The sequence below is a fragment of the Streptomyces sp. a15 genome (assembly GCF_059026085.1).
In genome coordinates this window covers 206,471-224,130 of the sequence record NZ_JBWLKM010000001.1, presented here as the reverse complement: position 1 = coordinate 224,130, position 17,660 = coordinate 206,471, and the positions used below count along the sequence as shown (strand labels likewise).

The window sequence follows — 17,660 nt, the reverse complement described above, 5'->3', positions numbered from 1 at the left end:
GGGGGTGCGGAGGTGGAGCCCCAGGGCGGGGTGCGGAGGTAGCGCTCCAGGGCGGGGTGTTGAGGCGGCAGCCGCAGGGGTGTGGCGGCGGAGTGCGGGGCGCTGCCCCAGGGGGAGGAGCTGCAGCCCCACGGGAGTGCGGGTCGTTGCCTCGGCGGGTTGCGGGGCTTCAGGGCGGGGTGTTGAGGCGGCAGCCGCAGGGGAGTGTGGCGGAGTCCGGCGGAGTGCGGGGCGCTGCCCCAGCGGGAGGATGCGCAGCCCTACGGGAGGCGGGTCGTTGCCAGGTTGTGGGGCCCCGGGCGGTGTTGAGGCGGCAGCCGCAAGGGAGTGCGGAGGCGGAGCCCCAGCGGTCTGCCGGACGTGAAGGCCGAGCCCCCGGCGGGGTGCAGGGGACGCAGTCCCCGTCGGGGTTGAAGGGGCGGAGCCCCTGGAGGATGGGACGGGTAGGGGCGGCGGGGGCGAAACCCGTTCCCGGCCGCCGCCCCGCAGGCACTACGCGAGCCCGGGCCCCCGCACCGGAATCGACGTGAACGTCGGCGCGGGCGCCGGGTCCTGGAAGAAGTCGTTGCCCTTGTCGTCCACGACGACGAACGCCGGGAAGTCCTCGACCTCGATCTTCCAGACGGCCTCCATGCCGAGCTCCTCGTACTCGACGACCTCGACCTTCTTGATGCAGTCCTGGGCGAGGCGGGCGGCGGGGCCGCCGATGGAACCGAGGTAGAAGCCGCCGTGCGCGTCGCACGCCTTGGTGACCTGTGCCGACCGGTTGCCCTTCGCCAGCATCACCTTCGAGCCGCCCGCCGCCTGGAACTGCTCGACGTAGGAGTCCATGCGGCCGGCCGTCGTCGGGCCGAAGGAACCGGACGCGTAGCCCTCCGGGGTCTTGGCGGGGCCCGCGTAGTACACCGGGTGGTCCTTCAGGTACTGCGGCATCTCCTCGCCCGCGTCCAGCCGCTCCTTGATCTTGGCGTGCGCGATGTCACGGGCGACGACCAGCGGCCCGGTCAGCGAAAGCCGCGTCTTGACCGGGTACTTGGTCAGCTCCGCCAGGATGTCGTCCATCGGCTGGTTCAGGTCGATCCTGACGACGTCGCCCGCCTCGTCCAGGTGCTCGTCCGTCGTCTCCGGCAGGAACCGCGCCGGGTCGGTCTCCAACTGCTCCAGGAAAACACCCTCGGCGGTGATCTTCGCGACGGCCTGACGGTCGGCGGAGCAGGACACGGCGATGGCGACCGGGCAGGAGGCCCCGTGCCGCGGCAGCCGCACGACACGCACGTCGTGACAGAAGTACTTGCCGCCGAACTGCGCGCCGATGCCGATCCTCTGCGTCAGCTCGAAGACCTTCTCCTCCAGCTCCTTGTCCCGGAAGCCGTGGCCCAGCTCCGAGCCCTCGGCCGGAATCTCGTCCAGGTAGTGCGCGGAGGCGTACTTCGCGGTCTTCAGCGCGTATTCGGCCGACGTACCGCCGACGACGATCGCCAGGTGGTACGGCGGGCAGGCGGCCGTACCGAGCGAACGGATCTTCTCCTCCAGGAACTTCATCATGGAGGCCTCGTTCAGGACGGCCTTCGTCTCCTGGTAGAGGAAGGACTTGTTGGCGGAGCCGCCGCCCTTCGCCATGAAGAGGAACTTGTAGGCGCCGCCGTCGGTGGCGTACAGCTCGATCTGCGCCGGCAGGTTCGAGCCGGTGTTCTTCTCCTCCCACATGGTGAGAGGGGCCATCTGCGAGTAGCGCAGGTTCAGGTTCAGGTACGCGTCGTAGATGCCGCGCGAAAGGGCTGCCTCGTCGCCGCCCTCCGTGAGCACGTTCTGCCCGCGCTTGCCCATGACGATCGCCGTACCGGTGTCCTGGCACATCGGCAGCACGCCCGCGGCCGCGATGTTCGCGTTCTTCAGCAGGTCGAGGGCCACGAACTTGTCGTTGCTCGACGCCTCGGGGTCGTCGATGATCCGGCGCAGCTGGGCCAGGTGGGCCGGGCGCAGGTAGTGCTGGATGTCATGGATGGCCTCCTCGGCGAGCTTGCGCAGCGCCTGGGGCTCGACCTTGAGGAACGTCCGCCCGTCGGCCTCGAAAGTGGAGACACCCTCGGAGGTCACCAGCCGGTACGGGGTGGTGTCCTCTCCCACAGGGAGCAGATCGGTGTACGCGAACTCAGGCATCTCGCCCATTCCTCACTCGACAGACGGCCGCTGGCCTCCATTGGCAGCGCCCACCAGCGTAGAACCTGCCACCGACAGCACTCTTGTGAGGTAATCCTCAGTTGGCCGGATCAAGCGGGATCAAGCCGGATCGAGCCCGGTCAAGGTTGTCCACAGCCCTAGTCGCGATCTATCGCGTTTGGGTACGCTGCTGCCGTGGACCTTCAGAAGCACACCGAACCGCAGGCGCAGTCCCCCGCCGGACTGCGCGCCTCGGACGCCGACCGCGACCGGATCGCCGACATACTGCGCGAGGCCCTCGCCGAGGGCCGCCTCACCGCCGACGAGCACGCGGAGCGCGTCGAGGGGGTGCTGAGCGCCAAGACGGTGGGCGAGCTGGAGGTCTTCATACGGGACCTGCCGGCCGCCCACGAGCGCCGGGCCGCCCCTGTCTACAACCCGGCCCCCAACCGCCCCACCGACGCCATCCCGCACGACCCGGACGACAACGTGGTCGCGGTCTTCAGCAGCGCCGTCCGCAAGGGCCGCTGGCGAGCGGGCCGCCGTATCCACGCGTACGCCGTCTTCGGCAGCGTGGAGATCGATCTCAGCGAGGCGATCTTCGAGTACCGACAGGTCGTCATCAAGGCGATCTCCGTCTTCGGCAACGTCGAGGTCCGTGTCCCGGAGAACGTGTCGCTGCGCGGCACCGGCGGCGGCGTCCTCGGCAACTTCGAGGTGGACACGCTCGATTCGGCCGACCCCGAGGCCCCCGTGGTCTACGTGGACGGCTGGGCCGTGCTCGGCAACATCGAGGGCAGGCCCAAGCGCGGCAAGCTCGTCGCGGACATCCTCGACCGCGTGCACCGCAAGGTCGACAAGAGTTTGCGCAAGCACCTGGATCATTGACGGTTGTGAATTCGGCCGGGATGTGAAGCGGAAGGGATCATCGCCTGTCGCGCCCGAAGCGCGCACATCCCCACGGAATCCAGCGGTTCGGAACTCAGTGCATAGGCGCGCGCACAGCGGGTAGGCCTTGCTGCATCGTCGCTCGCTCGCGAAGCCGTCGTCAGGAGTAGACCGTGCTGCAACCGCCGCATTCGTCCCTGCAGGTAGCTGCCGTTCCGGCCCAGCGGGTGCCAGTGCGGGACAGGGACCAAGACGCACCCTGGCACACCGAGGCGGTGTGCCGGCGCGACGAGGCCGGCCTGTTCTTCGCACCGTCCAAAGAGCCCACCGCCGCCCGGCTCTCCCGCGAGCAGGCCGCGAAACGCGTCTGTTCGGGCTGCCCGGTCATGGTCGAGTGCCGCGAGCACGCGCTCCTGCAACCGGAACCGTACGGCGTCTGGGGCGGACTGACCGCCGCCGAACGCCGAGTGGTCCTGGCGAGGCGCCGCCGCCGCGACCTGGAGCTGAAAAAGGCCGCGAGGCCGGCGGAGCGCATAGCCGCAGCGGGCTGACCGGCCCGCCCGACATACGCCGATGGGGCGCCCCCACCGCACCGGGGGCGCCCCACCGACGCTGGTCGGACGTGCTTGCTTCGCCCGGACGTGCTTGCTTCGCCCGGACGTGCCTACTTGGCCCGGTCGAAGTCGATCGCGCTGTAGGCCCGCAGCTTGCTCAGCCGGTGCTCCGAGTCGATCCGACGCACCGTCCCGGACTTCGACCGCATCACGATCGAGTCGGTGGTCGCGGTCTCCGACCGGTACCGCACGCCCCGCAGCAGCTCGCCGTCGGTGATGCCCGTCGCCACGAAGAAGACGTTCTCGCCGGACACCAGGTCGTCGGTCGTCAGCACCCGGTCCAGATCGTGCCCCGCGTCGATGGCCCGCTGCCGCTCCTCGTCGTCCTTCGGCCACAGCTTGCCCTGGATCGTGCCGCCCAGACACTTCACGGCACAGGCCGAGATGATGCCCTCCGGTGTGCCGCCGACGCCGAGCAGCAGGTCGACGCCGGTGCCTTCGCGCAGCGCCAGGATCGAGCCGGCCACGTCGCCGTCGGAGATCAGCCTGATGCGCGCGCCGGTCTCGCGGACCTCGTCGATGAGGCCCGCGTGCCGCGGCCGGTCCAGGATGACGACGGTGACGTCCTCGGGAGTGGACCGCTTGGCCTTGGCGACCCGGCGGATGTTCACGGACACGGGCGCGTTGATGTCGACGAAGTCGGCGGCCTCGGGCCCGGTGACCAGCTTGTCCATGTAGAAGACGGCGGACGGGTCGAACATCGACCCGCGGTCGGCGGCGGCCAGCACCGCGATCGCGTTCGTCATGCCCTTCGCGGTCAGCGTGGTGCCGTCGATCGGGTCGACGGCGATGTCGCACTCGGGCCCGGTCCCGTCGCCGACGCGCTCCCCGTTGAAGAGCATCGGGGCTTCGTCCTTCTCGCCCTCCCCGATGACGACGACGCCGTTCATCGAGACGGTGGACACGAGGGTCCGCATGGCCCGAACCGCGGCACCGTCGGCGCCGTTCTTGTCGCCGCGCCCGACCCAGCGGCCCGCGGCCATCGCCGCGGCTTCGGTCACCCGTACGAGTTCCAGGGCGAGGTTGCGGTCGGGAGCCTCGGAGGGAACCTCGAGCTCGGACGGCAGATGATGATGCTCGGTCATCGGAGCGCACCTTTCTGATACGGCGACGGCCGGATGAGGGTATGGGCCCGACTCTATCGTCAGGCAGACAAAATGAGCAGGGGGCCCCACGGATGAGCGGACCAGGGCACCTGCGACGATAGGGACGTGGCAGGTTCGAACGGTAAGCAGAAGACGGTCCGGGACATGATCCTCTCCTTGGGGCTGATCGGGCTCATGGCGGGTGTCATCTACCTCTTCATCCCGCACGACGACTCCGCTCCGGAGATCAAGACGGTCGACTACCGCGTCGAGCTGCTCACGGCGCGCCGCGCGGCCTCCTACCCGGTGGCCGCGCCCGAGGGCCTCTCCTCGGACTGGAAGGCCACCTCCGTCCGCTTCCAGGGCGACAACTTCGACGCCTGGCACCTGGGCTTCCACGCGCCCGACGGGGAGTACGTCCAGGTCGAGCAGTCGACTCAGAAGCCGTCGACGTTCATCGACGAGGCCAGCCAGGGCGCCGAGGCGACGAAGACCACCCAGGAGATCGACGGCCGCACCTGGACGCGCTACACGGGCGGCCGGTACGACGCGCTCGTGCACCAGGGCGACGGCGTGACGACGGTGGTGGCGGGCACCGGCACGATCGGCCGGCTGGCGGAGATGGCCGGGGCCCTGAAGATGGCGTGAGCCCCCAGGACGCGAAGAAGGCCCCCGGCGTCGCAGCCGGGGGCCTTCTTCTATCCGAACCGCTCAGACGGTGGTGATGACCTCGTCGTACGCGAGACGCGGGGAGCGCGGGAACCAGGCGTCCTCGCCCGGGGTGCCGATGTTGACGACCATCAGCGGGGTGTGGTCGTCGTCCAGGAACTCCTTGCGGACACCCTCGAAGTCCAGACCGGTCATCGGACCGGCGGCGAGGCCCGCGGCGCGGACGCCGATGATGAAGTACGCGGCCTGCAGGGCGGCGTTCAGCGTGGCGGCACCCTCACGGGCGGAGCGCTCGGCGAAGAAGACGTCCTTGGCCTGCGGGAAGTGCGGGAAGAGCTCCGGCAGCTCCTCGTGGAACTCGTTGTCCGCGGCGAGGATCGCGACCAGCGGGGCGGTGGCGGTCTTCGGCTGGTTGCCCTCGGCCATGTGCTGGACCAGGCGCTCACGGGCCTCGGCGGAGCGGACCAGGGTGACGCGCAGCGGGGACTGGTTGAAAGCGGTCGGACCGTACTTGACCAGGTCGTAGATCGCCTGTACCTGCTCGTCGGTCACCGGCTCGTCGGTGAAGGTGTTCGCGGTGCGGGCCTCACGGAACAGGAGGTCCTGGGCGGCGGGGTCAAGGACGAGTGACATGCGTGAACCTTCTCGGGGACGTACGTCGGATCCGGAGAAACCGGACCGGCTGACGTCATCGACCGTACGCCAGTGAAGTTCAACCTTCAACAAAAACCGGACCGTGGTGATCCGCCTCACAGGTTCGTCTCACAGGTTCGTCTCGCAGGCTCGGATGCCCGGCGCTACTCGGCCGCCTCGGCCTCTCCCCGGTCCGCCTGCTCTTCCTCCTCCGCAAGGGCCGCGTTCAGCCGCGCCCGCGCCCCCTCCAGCCAGCGCCGGCACACCTTCGCCAGTTCCTCGCCCCGCTCCCAGAGCGCCAGGGACTCCTCCAGCGTCGTACCGCCCGCCTCCAGCCGCCGTACGACGTCGATCAACTCGTCCCGCGCCTGCTCGTACCCGAGTGCCTCATCCGTCTTGCTGCTCATTCGCTCACCCTATGCATCGACTCGAACCACGAACTCACCCTCGGCGACCCGCGCGCGCAGGACCTCGTCCCCCGTGACCTCGTCCGGGTCCCGGACGACGTGCCCGTCGGTCTTCTGCAGCACGGCGTACCCCCGCTTGAGGGTGGCGGCGGGGGAGAGGCCCACCACGCGTGCGTGCGTGTGCGTCAGCTCGGAGTCGGCGCGGTCGAGGTGATGGCCGAGGGTGCGCCGGCCGCGGTCGAGCAGGGACGCGACCTGGTCGGCCCGTTCGTAGATCATCCGGTGCGGATCCTCTATCACCGGCCGGGCGAGCGCCTGGGCGAGCCCGCGTTCCTCCCGGTCCACGAACGCCTGCACACACCGCCGGGCCCGGTCCCGCAGCAGCCGTACCCGCTCGTACTCCTCGCCGACGTCCGGTACGACCTTCTTCGCGGCGTCGGTCGGGGTGGAGGCGCGCAGGTCGGCGACATAGTCGAGGAGCGGCGTGTCGGGTTCGTGCCCGATGGCGGACACGACGGGGGTGCGGCATTCCGCGACGGTCCTGATGAGCTGCTCGTCGGAGAAGGGCAGCAGGTCCTCCACGCTGCCGCCCCCGCGCGCGACGACGATCACGTCCACCTCGTCGTTCTCGTCGAGCTCCTTCACGGCCTGGACGACCTGCGGTACGGCGTGCACGCCCTGCACGGCCACGTTGCGCACCTCGAAGCGGACGGCCGGCCAGCGGTGCCGGGCGTTCTCCAGCACGTCCCGCTCCGCGGCGGAGGCCCGCCCGCAGACCAGCCCGACGAGCTGGGGCAGGAAGGGCAGCGGCTTCTTGCGCCCGGGTGCGAACAGTCCCTCGGCGGTGAGGGCCTTCTTCAACTGCTCGAGCCGCGCGAGCAGCTCGCCGACGCCGACGGGCCTGATCTCGGCGGCCCGCAACGACAGTTGCCCCCGTGGGGCGTACCACTCGGGCTTCGCGAGGACGACGACCCGCGCGCCCTCGCTGACGACATCGGCGACGGAGTCGAACACCTGGCGATAACAGGTGACGCCGACGGAGATGTCGTACGACGGATCACGCAACGTCAGAAAAACGACCCCCGCGCCCGGTCGCCGCGACAACTGGGTGATCTGCCCCTCCACCCACACGGCCCCGAGCCGGTCGATCCACCCCCCGATGAGCCGCGAGACCTCACCGACGGGCAGGGGCGTCTCGGGCGACGTGTTGACAGCCATGCCGCGAGGGTAACGGCCCGGTACGACAACGCCCCGTCACTGGGGGCAGAGCCCCCTGGTACGGGGTCGAAGGGGCAGCGCCCCTGGGGATGGGACGGGTAGGGGCGGCGGGGGCGAAACCGCCCGGGTTCACCACCCGTCTCGCCACCAACCCGACACACACGCGATCTTTGACCCGCCGTACGCGGCCTTACGATGGGGGGCATGACTGCTTCGCCTGGCCGCCGTGTCCTGCTCGCCGCCCCCCGTGGCTACTGCGCGGGTGTGGACCGCGCCGTGATCGCCGTCGAGAAAGCCCTGGAGCAGTACGGCGCTCCGGTCTACGTCCGGCACGAGATCGTCCACAACAAGTACGTCGTGCAGACCTTGGAGAAGAAGGGCGCCATCTTCGTCGAACAGACGGAAGAGGTGCCTCCGGGCAACATCGTCATGTTCTCCGCGCACGGCGTCGCACCGACCGTCCACGACGAGGCCAAGCAGGGCCGGCTCGCCACCATCGACGCGACCTGCCCGCTGGTCACCAAGGTCCACAAGGAGGCCGTCCGCTTCGCGGGCGAGGACTACGACATCCTCCTGATCGGGCACGAGGGTCACGAGGAGGTCATCGGCACCTCCGGCGAGGCCCCCGAGCACATCCAGCTCGTCGACGGCCCCGAGGACGTCGCCAAGGTCGAGGTCCGTGACGAGTCGAAGGTCGTCTGGCTGTCCCAGACCACCCTCTCCGTCGACGAGACCATGGAGACCGTCGACGCCCTGAAGGAGAAGTTCCCGCAGCTCATCTCCCCGCCCAGCGACGACATCTGCTACGCCACGCAGAACCGTCAGCTCGCGGTGAAGCAGATGGGCGCCGAGGCCGAGCTGGTGATCGTCGTCGGCTCCCGCAACTCCTCCAACTCCAAGCGGCTCGTCGAGGTCGCCAAGCTCGCCGGCTCGCGCGAGGCCTACCTCGTGGACTTCGCCGACGAGATCGAGGAGGCGTGGCTGGAGGGCGTGTCCACGGTCGGCGTCACCTCCGGCGCCTCCGTGCCGGAGATCCTGGTCGAGCAGGTCCTGGAGTGGCTGTCGCAGCGCGGGTTCGAGGACGTCGAGCTGGTCAGGGCGGCGGAGGAGTCCATCACCTTCTCGCTGCCGAAGGAGCTGCGCCGCGATCTGCGCGAGGAGGCGGCGGCGCTGATGAAGCAGCGTGCCGCAGCCGGTGGCGAAGGTGTGTGAGAGCTGGGTGAGAGCGGCTCGGCCGCGGTGTGAACGCACCTCGGCGGAGTGACTGTCAGTCGTCCGTCGTAACGTAGGGCCATGCAGATCTTCGGCGTGGACATCGGTGGATCCGGGATCAAGGGCGCCCCTGTGGACCTGGACAGGGGCGACCTGGCGGATGAGCGTTACAAGGTGCTGACTCCGCACCCGGCGACCCCGGAAGGAGTGGCCGACGGCGTCAAGCAGGTCGTCGACCACTTCGGCTGGACCGGGCCGGTCGGGCTCACCTTCCCGGGCGTGGTCACCGGCGGCGCCACGATCCGTACGGCGGCGAACGTCGACAAGAGCTGGATCGACAAGGACGCGGGCGCGCTGTTCAGCGGCCGCCTGGGCGGCCTGCCGGTGACGGTGGTCAACGACGCGGACGCGGCGGGCGTCGCGGAGATGAACTTCGGCGCCGGCCAGGGCCGCAAGGGCACCGTCGTCCTCCTCACCTTCGGCACCGGCATCGGCAGCGCCCTCTTCGTCGACGGCGTCCTCGTCCCCAACACCGAGCTCGGTCACCTGGAGCTGCACGGCCACGACGCGGAGAAGCGCGCCTCCAGCAAGGCCAAGGAGGACGAGGAACTGACGTGGGAGCACTGGGCCCACCGCGTCCAGAGGTACCTCGCCCACGTCGAGATGCTGTTTTCGCCGGAACTGTTCATCATCGGCGGCGGCGTCAGCCGTAAGTCACAGAAGTTCCTGCACTACATCGAGGACATCAAGGCGGAGATCGTCCCGGCGCAGCTGCAGAACAACGCGGGGATCGTGGGGGCGGCGATGCACGCGGTGAAGGGAAGCTAGACCTCTTCGAGGCCGGGCCGGGCCGGGTCAGACGGGCGGACGGTTTCTGGTGGACCGGCGGTTCATCAGGCGAATCTTCCGCACCGTCGCGATCGAGCCGGCGACCAGCGTGCCCCCGTACAGCCACCCGGCCTGGGTGGCGAGTGCGGTGAAGAGGCCCATCAGGCGACCGCTGACGCCCTGCCCGCTCTCGGCCACGGGGAGGAGCCCCACGGCGAAGGCGATCGGTACGACGATGGGCGCGGTCAGCAGATCGCCCCGCCGGATCCAGACGGCGGTCACGACGCACACCGGCAGGAACAGCACGCCGTACACCGTGAGCGACGCCCCGAACAGCAGCTGGTCGAGGCAACCGAGCGCGAACATCAGAGCCCCGCAGAACAGCCCGCCGCCGAGCCCGGTGAGCCGGGGGTTGGGCATCCGCCGCACGGCCCGGACGATCGGCGGCGGCCCGGTCGGCCGTACCGCCGCCACCGGCCGCCGCGGCGCCCCGCCTGCCCGCGCCGCCGACGACGAACCGGTTCTGCCGGCCCCGCCGCCGCCCCGAGCCGCCTGCGGAGGCAGGGGTGGCGGCACACCGCGTCGCGTTCCGTCGTGCGGGGTTCGTGTCCTGTGTTGCTCCACTGGACCAACTTAGGTCGGTTTATGTGCCGAATCGGCCCTCAGACACGCCGTCGACCGGACCTTGGCCAAGCGTTCGATACGTCGCCGGGGCGGGGGCGGGCACGCCGTAGACTGGTGGATCGGCCCCCTGGGCCCTGTCGTCACATTCCCGCCTGCCCCGCGGCGCCATTGCACGCACTCTCGCCGCACCGGGCGCAGACCCGCGTACCACCAGTACGAGGGCCCGCGCCCGGCACACCGAGACCACGCTCCCACAGCCACATCAGCCGCTACCGCGGCGGGCGCGGGGCCCGCCCTCCGGGCGGACGACGGGCATGTGACGACAGGGCCCAGGGCCCGCCGCCGGGGGCACGCCTCCGGTCCTCACGCCAGCCCTCTCACTCCGGGAAGTCGCACCGTGTCGCTCACGATCGGAATCGTCGGACTGCCGAATGTCGGCAAGTCGACCCTGTTCAACGCCCTGACCAAGAACGACGTGCTGGCGGCCAACTACCCGTTCGCCACGATCGAGCCGAACGTCGGTGTGGTCGGCGTCCCCGACACCCGTCTGGGCAAGCTGGCGGAGATCTTCGGCTCCCAGCGCATCCTCCCGGCGACGGTCGACTTCGTCGACATCGCGGGCATCGTGAAGGGCGCCTCCGAGGGCGAGGGCCTGGGCAACAAGTTCCTCGCGAACATCCGTGAGTCCGACGCGATCTGCCAGGTCATCCGCGCCTTCAAGGACGAGAACGTCGTCCACGTGGACGGCAAGGTCTCGCCCAAGGACGACATCGAGACGATCAACACCGAACTGATCCTCGCGGACCTCCAGACGATCGAGAAGGTCCTGCCGCGTCTCCAGAAGGAGTCGCGCATCAAGAAGGACGTCGCTCCGAAGGTCGCGGCGGTCGAGGAGGCGAAGGAAATCCTGGAGAGGGGCGACACCCTCTTCTCGCAGGGCATCGTTCAGGGCTCCGGCAACGAGGAGCTGCTGCACGACCTGCACCTCCTCACCACCAAGCCCTTCCTCTACGTCTTCAACGTCGACGAGGACGAACTGGTCGACGACGACTTCAAGGCCGAGCAGCGCGCCCTGGTCGCCCCCGCCGAGGCGATCTTCCTCAACGCCAAGCTGGAGGCGGACCTCGCCGAGCTCGACGAGGAGGACGCCATGGAGCTCCTCCAGTCCGTCGGCACCGAGGAGCCCGGCCTCACCACCCTCGCCCGCGTCGGCTTCAACACCCTCGGCCTCCAGACCTACCTGACGGCCGGCCCCAAGGAATCCCGCGCCTGGACCATCAAGAAGGGCGCCACCGCCCCCGAGGCCGCCGGAGTCATCCACACCGACTTCCAGAAGGGCTTCATCAAGGCGGAGGTCATCTCCTTCCACGACCTGGTGGAGACCGGTTCGGTGGCGGAGGCCCGCGCGAAGGGCAAGGCACGGATGGAGGGCAAGGACTACGTCATGCAGGACGGGGATGTCGTGGAGTTCCGGTTCAACGTGTGACAGGCGGCGCGCAGCCCAGAAAAGGGGCCGGACTCCTGTGAGTCCGGCTCCTTTCAGTTGCCTCAGTTGTTTCAGGTGTTTCGGGGCGGAGTCAGCTTCTCCAGGTCGAGAGTGATCTCGAAGGGCACCGGGCGGCGGAGCGAGCCCCGGAAGATGCCGGCGGGGGCGTAGGTGCGCGTCGGCTCGTCGAGTTCGTAGACGTGGACGACCGGGGCGCCTGCCTCGTCCTCGATGCACCAGTAGTGCGGGATGCCTGCCTCTGCGTACTTGCGGAGCTTGACCGTGCGGTCCCGGTGGGCGGACTCGGGGGAGACGACCTCGATGACGAGGCGTACTTCGTCCGGGGCGAACCACGTGCGGTCGGGATCGTAGGGGGCGGTCGTCAGGAGAAGATCCGGCTCGGGGCGGTTGCGCGAGTCGAGCCGGATCGTCATCTCCCGCTCGGCCTCGAAGCCTGCCGGTGCCTGAGCCGCGAGCGTGGTGGTGAGGGCGGTGACGAGGCGGCCATGCCAGGACCGTTGTGGCGACATCATGAAGACGAGAGCTCCGTCGATCAGCTCGGTGTGGCGAGGCGCCTCGGGGAGGCGGTCCAGGTCCTCCGCGAACCAGCCTTCCTCGCGCGGCGGGCGCATCCAGTCGGGCAGGGCGGTCATGGCACTACCGTAGCGAGTCGCGACAACCCGGGCCGCGAGATCGTCGACGGGACGACCACCCTGCACGGCGCTCGTCCCGGCCGAGGCCTACGCGGCGCTGCGCGGGGGTTCGGATCTCCTGCGCTCGCCTGCGAACGTGCGGCGGCCGCTCACGGTCCGGCGAGCATTCCGCAGGACCCGCAGCGTGCTCAGCAGCGGAGGGCTCGCGGAGCCGTGCAGGAGCGCCGCTCCGCGGGCCAGTGCCGCGTCGGCGGTCAGCAGCTCGATCTCGACGAATGCGTTCAGCAGGGACAGGCCGGAGGCCGGGACCTGGGTGGCAAGCTCTTGGGCCGCCTCGCGGGCTTCCTCCAGGGCGGCCCGGGCCGCGCCGACCTCGTGCTCCACCAACAGGCGCAGGCCCGGCGACTCGTGCCCCGCCGCGAGGTCCGCCGGCGTGACCGAGAAACGCGCCAGGGTCTGAGCCGGGATGCCCGGCCGCCCTTCCGTGACGTCCTCGGCGAGATCATTGACGAAGTCCAGTCGCTGGCTGCCGTCGATGAGTGTCCGGCACATCGCCCGGTACCGTCCGTCATCGTCCTCAGGGCCCAGCAGTACCGCAACCAGCATGAAGGCGGGCAGTGAGTAGGCGTCCACGTAGGCCTGGTAGTCGGCCTCGGAGTCGAAGCCGGTGAACTCCAACTCGGCGCCGGCGGTGGACAGGTACTCCTCCACCACCCCCCGAAGCCGTGGATACGCGGCGACGGTGTGCAGCAACGTGCGGATCAGCGGGTCGTCGGCCATCCCCGTTTCCAGCGCCTCGCGCACCCGACGCTCCCAGGACGCCCACGCGGCGATCCGCTGCGGCTTCGGGCCGGTGTCCAGCAGGTTGTCCCCGTGGTGCATCACGGCCGTCGCGGCCACCACGTGCGGCAGCACCGACGGCGGCAGCAGCAGACGGGCCGCCAGGTAGGAACTACGGCGGAACCGCGCCACCAGCCGACGCCCGTCGTCGTAGTCGCTGCGCAGCTCCGGTTCCCGGACACCGGCCGCGGTCAGGCTCCGCTTCCATGTGATCATCTTCGTCACCATCCCGGGCATTCGTAGCGCCCTCGCTCCAGCGGACTGCACTCCGCCATGCCGGTGACGGTGAACTCGTACACCTGCTTGGGGTGTTCCGCGATGCCGTGCACCGCGAAGTGCTTGCCGTTGTTCGTGATGTCCTGGGTGTGGGTTCCGTCCGAGTCGACGTAGGTGACCTCGAAGGCCTTCCAGGTGCAGTCCTTGGTCCCGGACGTGACCTGGATGCGCAGGCCTCCAGGCGTGGCGCCGTTGCCGAGGTCGATCTTCTTGTGCGCGAAGTACGGCTCGCCGTAGTGCTCTTCGTCGCTCCCGGTGATCAGGGGGATGCTGGTGGAGCGCGTCACGTCGAAGAGCATTCCGCTGTAGCTGCCCTCGCCCTCACCGTGGGTGATGATCACCGTGTTGGCCTTGGCCGGGGTGCACCGGACGCCCTTCATCCGCATGCCGTTGATCACGAGGGCGGCCTGCCGGTCGCTGATGAGGTCCGCCAGCCAGGCTTCGGAGTAGCCCCACCACTCCGAACGTGTCGAGGCGTTCCAGACGTCGGAGTAGAAGACGCTGCGGGCGTCGTGCGCCTTGTCGAACGGGCCCAGGTCCGGGCGCGGGCCGAGGATCTGCCGCTTCTCCTGATCGGAGAACGGGGCGTTGTAGAGCGAGGCCTCGGGGTATTCGGTGTCCTGCCGGACACTGGCGGAGAACGCGGGCCCCTCCCGGTCGACCTTGTCGTCGGCCTCGCTCGTCACCCTCGCGTCGTGCTCCGAGGTCAGCCAGTCGATGCTCTTCGTCAGCAGGAACAGCACGAGCGAGCTGACGACCACCCAGCCCACGCTGATGAGGACCTTCCGGTTCCGCCGGCGCCGGTCCGTGTCGGCCGCGTCGGGAAGGACACTCTCGATCACGTCGTCCGCGAATGACGAGGACGCGTCGTCATTCGCGGAGCCGGCGTCCGCCGTGTTTCTGTCTTGCATGCGAGCAGCCCTGGGGAGTAAGTGGCCAACTGAAAGGGGAGGTTGATGTTATGTCACGCCCCTGTGGCCGCCCGGGGCAAGCGACCAGTGGGGCGTTGCCGGCTTCGTTCGTGCAGGGCCCTTGTGCAATTCCTTCGCAAGCCCCAATCTTTCGGCTGACGCACAAGTGCGGCACGGGGATTGACATGTTCCTGTCGCCCGGCGTCGGGCTCTGTTGCGCGTGCACCACCATCCCCACCACCGCACCATCCCCACCAGCGCACCACCAATTGAGGAGGACCCCTCACATGGCAGTGATGCGTCAAACCCGGCGAAGACTGGCCACGATCAGCGCCATGGCCACCGCGGTACTCGTCGCGGGCCTCGTCTCCGCTCTCCCCGCAGGTGCCGCTCCCGGCGCTTCCGAGGGCCGTATCCAGTACGAGGGCGCCGCGAACGCGGTCGCCGACAGCTACATCGTGACCTTCAAGGCGGACAAGGCGCGTGCCGGTACCGCCGAGGGGCGGACCCTGGCCGAGAAGTACGGTGCCGACATCGAGCGGACGTACACCAAGGCTCTGAACGGCTACGCGGTCGAGGCCTCCGAGGCCGAGGCGAAGCAGCTGGCCGCGGACCCGGCCGTCGCCTCCGTCGTGCAGAACCGCACCTTCCACATCGCGGCGACCCAGCCCAGCCCGCCCTCCTGGGGCCTGGACCGGATCGACCAGCGCAACCTGCCGCTGAACAGCTCGTACACCTACCCGGACTCCGCCGGGCAGGGCGTGACCGCGTACATCGTCGACACCGGCGTCCGCATCACGCACGGCGACTTCGGCGGCCGCGCCTCCTACGGCTACGACGCGATCGACAACGACAACACCGCCCAGGACGGCAACGGCCACGGCACCCACGTCGCCGGCACGGTCGCCGGCAACGCCTACGGGGTGGCCAAGAAGGCGAAGATCGTCGGCGTGCGGGTGCTGAACAACTCCGGTTCCGGTACGACCGCCCAGGTCGTCGCCGGCATCGACTGGGTCGCCCGGAACGCGGTCAAGCCGGCCGTCGCCAACATGTCCCTCGGCGGCACCGTGGACACCGCCCTCGACACGGCCGTACGCAACGCCGTCGCCTCCGGCGTCACCTTCGCCGTCGCGGCCGGCAACGAGAACGTCAACGCCTCCACCAGGTCGCCCGCCCGCGTCACCGAGGCGATCACCGTCGGCGCCACCACCTCCGGCGACGCCCGCGCCAGTTACTCCAACTACGGCTCGGTCCTGGACCTGTTCGCGCCCGGCTCGTCCATCACCTCCGCCTGGAACACGAGCGACTCGGCCACCAACACCATCTCCGGTACGTCCATGGCGACCCCGCACGTCGCCGGAGCCGCCGCCCTCTATCTGGCCGACAACCCGGCCGCCACCCCCGCCCAGGTCTCCGCCGCGCTGACGGCCGCCGCCACCACCGGCGTCGTCACCAGCCCCGGCACCGGTTCACCCAACCGGCTCCTGTACGTCGGCGGCGGTACGACCACCCCGCCCGGCCCCCGCTTCGAGAACACCGGGGACTACGCGATCAGCGACAACTCCACCGTCGAGTCCCCGGTGACCGTCTCCGGAGTCACCGGCAACGCGCCCTCGGCCCTGGCCGTCGAGGTCCACATCGTCCACACCTACATCGGTGACCTCCAGGTCCAGCTGGTCGCCCCCGACGGCACGGCGTACACCCTCAAGGCGTACGGCGCCGGCGGCAGTTCGGACAACATCAACACCACGTACTCCGTGAACGCCTCCTCCGAGGTCGCGAACGGCACGTGGCGGCTGCGGGTCGGCGACAACGCGGCGCAGGACGTCGGGCGGATCGACGCCTGGGCGTTGCAGTTCTGACGGTTCACCCCTTCAGTACTCGTCTTCAGTACTCGTCCTCGCGGAAGGGCCTCGGGTCCGTGACCCAGCCCGCCGCGAGGACGAGCCGCGACGCGCGGTGCACGGCGAGGAAGCCGAAGGGGCGGTCGAAGGCGGCCCGGACGGTGGTCGTGGTCCAGCGAAGGACGGGCGGAGCGCTGCCCGGGAGCGCGGCGAAGGCCGTCACCGCCGCGGCACGGAAGCCCAGTCCGCCGAACGTCGCCGTCGCGCACTGCCGGGCCGAGCCGATGGCCAGGGGGAGAGCGCTGATGCCTGGGAAGTGGCCGGTCGAGGTGTCCATCGCCGTGGAGAGGCCGAACACCCGGGGCAGCTTCAGCAGATCGTGCCGCGCGTTCAGGTGGAAGGCCGGGGTCAGCACCTCCAGCGTCGGCGGTGCCGGCCGCGCCCGGCGCTCCCTCACCACGTGCACACCCGGTCCCACCTCCCCGTACGGGAGCCGAGGCCCCGGCACGACCGGACACCGGCGGGCCAGGACGTCCACGCCCGCCCCGAGCACCTGCCCGGGCGTCATCCCCTCCTCGCCGAGCAGCAGGTGGACGTCGACGGCGGTGTCGCCCAGCACCTTCAGCTCGGTGACATGACCGTGGGGCGTGTCCGCCACGCCGACCCGGTCCAGCAGCGCGCTGCTCCGGCGCAGACCCCGCAGCACTCGGCCCTGCCAGGGCCCGGTCCGCGGCATCAGCGGACCGTCCCGGAAGGGGCGCAGCCACTCCGTCCGCAGGGCCAGCGCGCTCGCCAGCACCATCTTCGTACGGTCCGTCAGCGCGACCGGCATGCGCTCGACCATGCCGTCCGTCCGCTTGGCCGCCCACGCGTCCAGCGCCTCCTGGTCGGCCGCCGTATCTCCCGTGAGCACCCCGCGCGTCCCCGCCGGCAGTCCCGCCTCCCACTCCTTCCGCGGCTCCAGCGTGCGCTCGGTCCACAGCCCGACGGCCGTGTCCAGACCGCGGATGTGCGCCATCGCGGCGAGCAACTCCCGGGCCGTGGCGGCCGCTTGACCGGCCGGCACCCCGAGCGCCTGCGCCATTTCCGCCCGCGCCGCTCCCGCCGCCCCGTCCGCGAGAAAGGCCAGCAGCGGCCAGACGCCCGGCGCCGAGAACACCGTCCCGCCCTCCGTCGACCCCGCCCACCTCGCGGTCAGTGCGTTCGCCGCCCGGATCGTCGTATTCGTGACCGGCATTCCGCCCCCATCAGCCCCGCGCTTACCATGCGGCCTGGCGTACGTCAGTTCTGTACGGCCTCGTCACGGTCTTCG

General features: G+C 70.0%; 17 protein-coding genes. 7 read left to right on the top strand and 10 right to left on the bottom strand.

Going from position 1 to position 17,660, the window contains the following annotated elements:
* Positions 1–492: 492 nt before the first annotated feature.
* Entirely contained in the window at positions 493–2,160 is a 1,668-nt protein-coding gene (locus AC5P09_RS01030; protein ID WP_493871961.1) for a fumarate hydratase, read from the bottom strand.
* Between the two features lie 195 nt (positions 2,161–2,355).
* On the opposite strand from AC5P09_RS01030, the gene AC5P09_RS01025 reads away from it, so the two are divergent.
* Entirely contained in the window at positions 2,356–3,048 is a 693-nt protein-coding gene (locus AC5P09_RS01025; protein ID WP_493871960.1) for a DUF1707 SHOCT-like domain-containing protein, read from the top strand.
* Positions 3,049–3,221: 173 nt separating this feature from the next.
* On the top strand, positions 3,222–3,599 hold the full coding sequence (locus tag AC5P09_RS01020) for a WhiB family transcriptional regulator (RefSeq protein ID WP_493871959.1): 378 nt from the start codon (positions 3,222–3,224) through the stop codon (positions 3,597–3,599).
* A gap of 113 nt (positions 3,600–3,712) precedes the next feature.
* Here AC5P09_RS01020 and glpX read toward each other — a convergent pair whose 3' ends face one another.
* Complete coding sequence (gene glpX / locus AC5P09_RS01015) at positions 3,713–4,747, bottom strand: class II fructose-bisphosphatase (protein WP_493871958.1); 1,035 nt, start codon at positions 4,745–4,747, stop codon at positions 3,713–3,715.
* A 126-nt stretch (positions 4,748–4,873) separates the two neighbouring features.
* On the opposite strand from glpX, the gene AC5P09_RS01010 reads away from it, so the two are divergent.
* The gene (locus tag AC5P09_RS01010; protein ID WP_266434258.1) at positions 4,874–5,395 is read left to right on the top strand and encodes a DUF4245 domain-containing protein; all 522 of its coding nucleotides are present in this window, start codon (positions 4,874–4,876) and stop codon (positions 5,393–5,395) included.
* A 63-nt stretch (positions 5,396–5,458) separates the two neighbouring features.
* Here AC5P09_RS01010 and AC5P09_RS01005 read toward each other — a convergent pair whose 3' ends face one another.
* The 3 genes from AC5P09_RS01005 to xseA all read right to left on the bottom strand — a co-directional run bounded on the left by AC5P09_RS01005 (position 5,459) and on the right by xseA (position 7,674).
* Positions 5,459–6,049, bottom strand: a complete 591-nt coding sequence (locus AC5P09_RS01005) for a malonic semialdehyde reductase (RefSeq protein ID WP_493871957.1) — start codon at positions 6,047–6,049, stop codon at positions 5,459–5,461.
* 164 nt (positions 6,050–6,213) lie between these two features.
* The gene (locus tag AC5P09_RS01000; RefSeq protein WP_329337538.1) at positions 6,214–6,456 is read right to left on the bottom strand and encodes an exodeoxyribonuclease VII small subunit; all 243 of its coding nucleotides are present in this window, start codon (positions 6,454–6,456) and stop codon (positions 6,214–6,216) included.
* Between the two features lie 9 nt (positions 6,457–6,465).
* On the bottom strand, positions 6,466–7,674 hold the full coding sequence (gene xseA / locus AC5P09_RS00995; protein ID WP_493871956.1) for an exodeoxyribonuclease VII large subunit: 1,209 nt from the start codon (positions 7,672–7,674) through the stop codon (positions 6,466–6,468).
* A 195-nt stretch (positions 7,675–7,869) separates the two neighbouring features.
* Here xseA and AC5P09_RS00990 point away from each other — a divergent pair, with 195 nt between their 5' ends.
* Together AC5P09_RS00990 and ppgK are read left to right on the top strand one after the other, a co-directional pair.
* The gene (locus AC5P09_RS00990; protein ID WP_307677077.1) at positions 7,870–8,886 is read left to right on the top strand and encodes a 4-hydroxy-3-methylbut-2-enyl diphosphate reductase; all 1,017 of its coding nucleotides are present in this window, start codon (positions 7,870–7,872) and stop codon (positions 8,884–8,886) included.
* Between the two features lie 81 nt (positions 8,887–8,967).
* Positions 8,968–9,714 (top strand): polyphosphate--glucose phosphotransferase, encoded by a 747-nt coding sequence (ppgK, locus tag AC5P09_RS00985; RefSeq protein WP_329337534.1) that lies wholly within the window; start codon positions 8,968–8,970, stop codon positions 9,712–9,714.
* 27 nt (positions 9,715–9,741) lie between these two features.
* Here the strand turns inward: ppgK and AC5P09_RS00980 are convergent, their stop codons facing one another.
* Positions 9,742–10,338, bottom strand: a complete 597-nt coding sequence (locus tag AC5P09_RS00980; RefSeq protein ID WP_493871955.1) for a DUF6542 domain-containing protein — start codon at positions 10,336–10,338, stop codon at positions 9,742–9,744.
* A 397-nt stretch (positions 10,339–10,735) separates the two neighbouring features.
* On the opposite strand from AC5P09_RS00980, the gene ychF reads away from it, so the two are divergent.
* Positions 10,736–11,824: a redox-regulated ATPase YchF gene (ychF, locus tag AC5P09_RS00975; protein ID WP_493871954.1), complete on the top strand. Its 1,089-nt coding sequence runs from the start codon at positions 10,736–10,738 to the stop codon at positions 11,822–11,824.
* Positions 11,825–11,895: 71 nt separating this feature from the next.
* Here the strand turns inward: ychF and AC5P09_RS00970 are convergent, their stop codons facing one another.
* The 3 genes from AC5P09_RS00970 to AC5P09_RS00960 form a co-directional block, all read right to left on the bottom strand.
* Positions 11,896–12,477 carry a Uma2 family endonuclease gene (locus AC5P09_RS00970; RefSeq protein ID WP_493871953.1) on the bottom strand — a complete coding sequence of 194 codons (582 nt, stop codon included), beginning with the start codon at positions 12,475–12,477 and terminating at the stop codon, positions 11,896–11,898.
* A gap of 87 nt (positions 12,478–12,564) precedes the next feature.
* Positions 12,565–13,533, bottom strand: coding sequence for a squalene/phytoene synthase family protein (locus AC5P09_RS00965; protein WP_493871952.1), 969 nt, complete (start codon positions 13,531–13,533; stop codon positions 12,565–12,567).
* Positions 13,534–13,538: 5 nt separating this feature from the next.
* Positions 13,539–14,504 carry a hypothetical protein gene (locus AC5P09_RS00960; protein ID WP_493871951.1) on the bottom strand — a complete coding sequence of 322 codons (966 nt, stop codon included), beginning with the start codon at positions 14,502–14,504 and terminating at the stop codon, positions 13,539–13,541.
* Between the two features lie 287 nt (positions 14,505–14,791).
* On the opposite strand from AC5P09_RS00960, the gene AC5P09_RS00955 reads away from it, so the two are divergent.
* Positions 14,792–16,366, top strand: coding sequence for a S8 family peptidase (locus tag AC5P09_RS00955; RefSeq protein ID WP_493871950.1), 1,575 nt, complete (start codon positions 14,792–14,794; stop codon positions 16,364–16,366).
* A gap of 25 nt (positions 16,367–16,391) precedes the next feature.
* Here AC5P09_RS00955 and AC5P09_RS00950 read toward each other — a convergent pair whose 3' ends face one another.
* Positions 16,392–17,585, bottom strand: a complete 1,194-nt coding sequence (locus AC5P09_RS00950; RefSeq protein WP_493871949.1) for a serpin family protein — start codon at positions 17,583–17,585, stop codon at positions 16,392–16,394.
* Between the last annotated feature and the right edge of the window lie 75 nt (positions 17,586–17,660).

Bases quoted from the DNA above. Each gene is read 5' to 3' on its own strand.
- AC5P09_RS00990 (WP_307677077.1), top strand. From the start codon at position 7,870: ATGGGGGGCATGACTGCTTCGCCTGGCCGCCGTGTCCTGCTCGCCGCC.
- AC5P09_RS00955 (WP_493871950.1), top strand. From the start codon at position 14,792: ATGGCAGTGATGCGTCAAACCCGGCGAAGACTGGCCACGATCAGCGCC.
- AC5P09_RS00970 (WP_493871953.1), bottom strand. From the start codon at position 12,477: ATGACCGCCCTGCCCGACTGGATGCGCCCGCCGCGCGAGGAAGGCTGG.
- AC5P09_RS01005 (WP_493871957.1), bottom strand. From the start codon at position 6,049: ATGTCACTCGTCCTTGACCCCGCCGCCCAGGACCTCCTGTTCCGTGAG.
- AC5P09_RS00950 (WP_493871949.1), bottom strand. From the start codon at position 17,585: ATGCCGGTCACGAATACGACGATCCGGGCGGCGAACGCACTGACCGCG.
- AC5P09_RS01030 (WP_493871961.1), bottom strand. From the start codon at position 2,160: ATGCCTGAGTTCGCGTACACCGATCTGCTCCCTGTGGGAGAGGACACC.
- AC5P09_RS01000 (WP_329337538.1), bottom strand. From the start codon at position 6,456: ATGAGCAGCAAGACGGATGAGGCACTCGGGTACGAGCAGGCGCGGGAC.
- AC5P09_RS00960 (WP_493871951.1), bottom strand. From the start codon at position 14,504: ATGCAAGACAGAAACACGGCGGACGCCGGCTCCGCGAATGACGACGCG.
- xseA (WP_493871956.1), bottom strand. From the start codon at position 7,674: ATGGCTGTCAACACGTCGCCCGAGACGCCCCTGCCCGTCGGTGAGGTC.
- glpX (WP_493871958.1), bottom strand. From the start codon at position 4,747: ATGACCGAGCATCATCATCTGCCGTCCGAGCTCGAGGTTCCCTCCGAG.
- ppgK (WP_329337534.1), top strand. From the start codon at position 8,968: ATGCAGATCTTCGGCGTGGACATCGGTGGATCCGGGATCAAGGGCGCC.
- AC5P09_RS00965 (WP_493871952.1), bottom strand. From the start codon at position 13,533: ATGATCACATGGAAGCGGAGCCTGACCGCGGCCGGTGTCCGGGAACCG.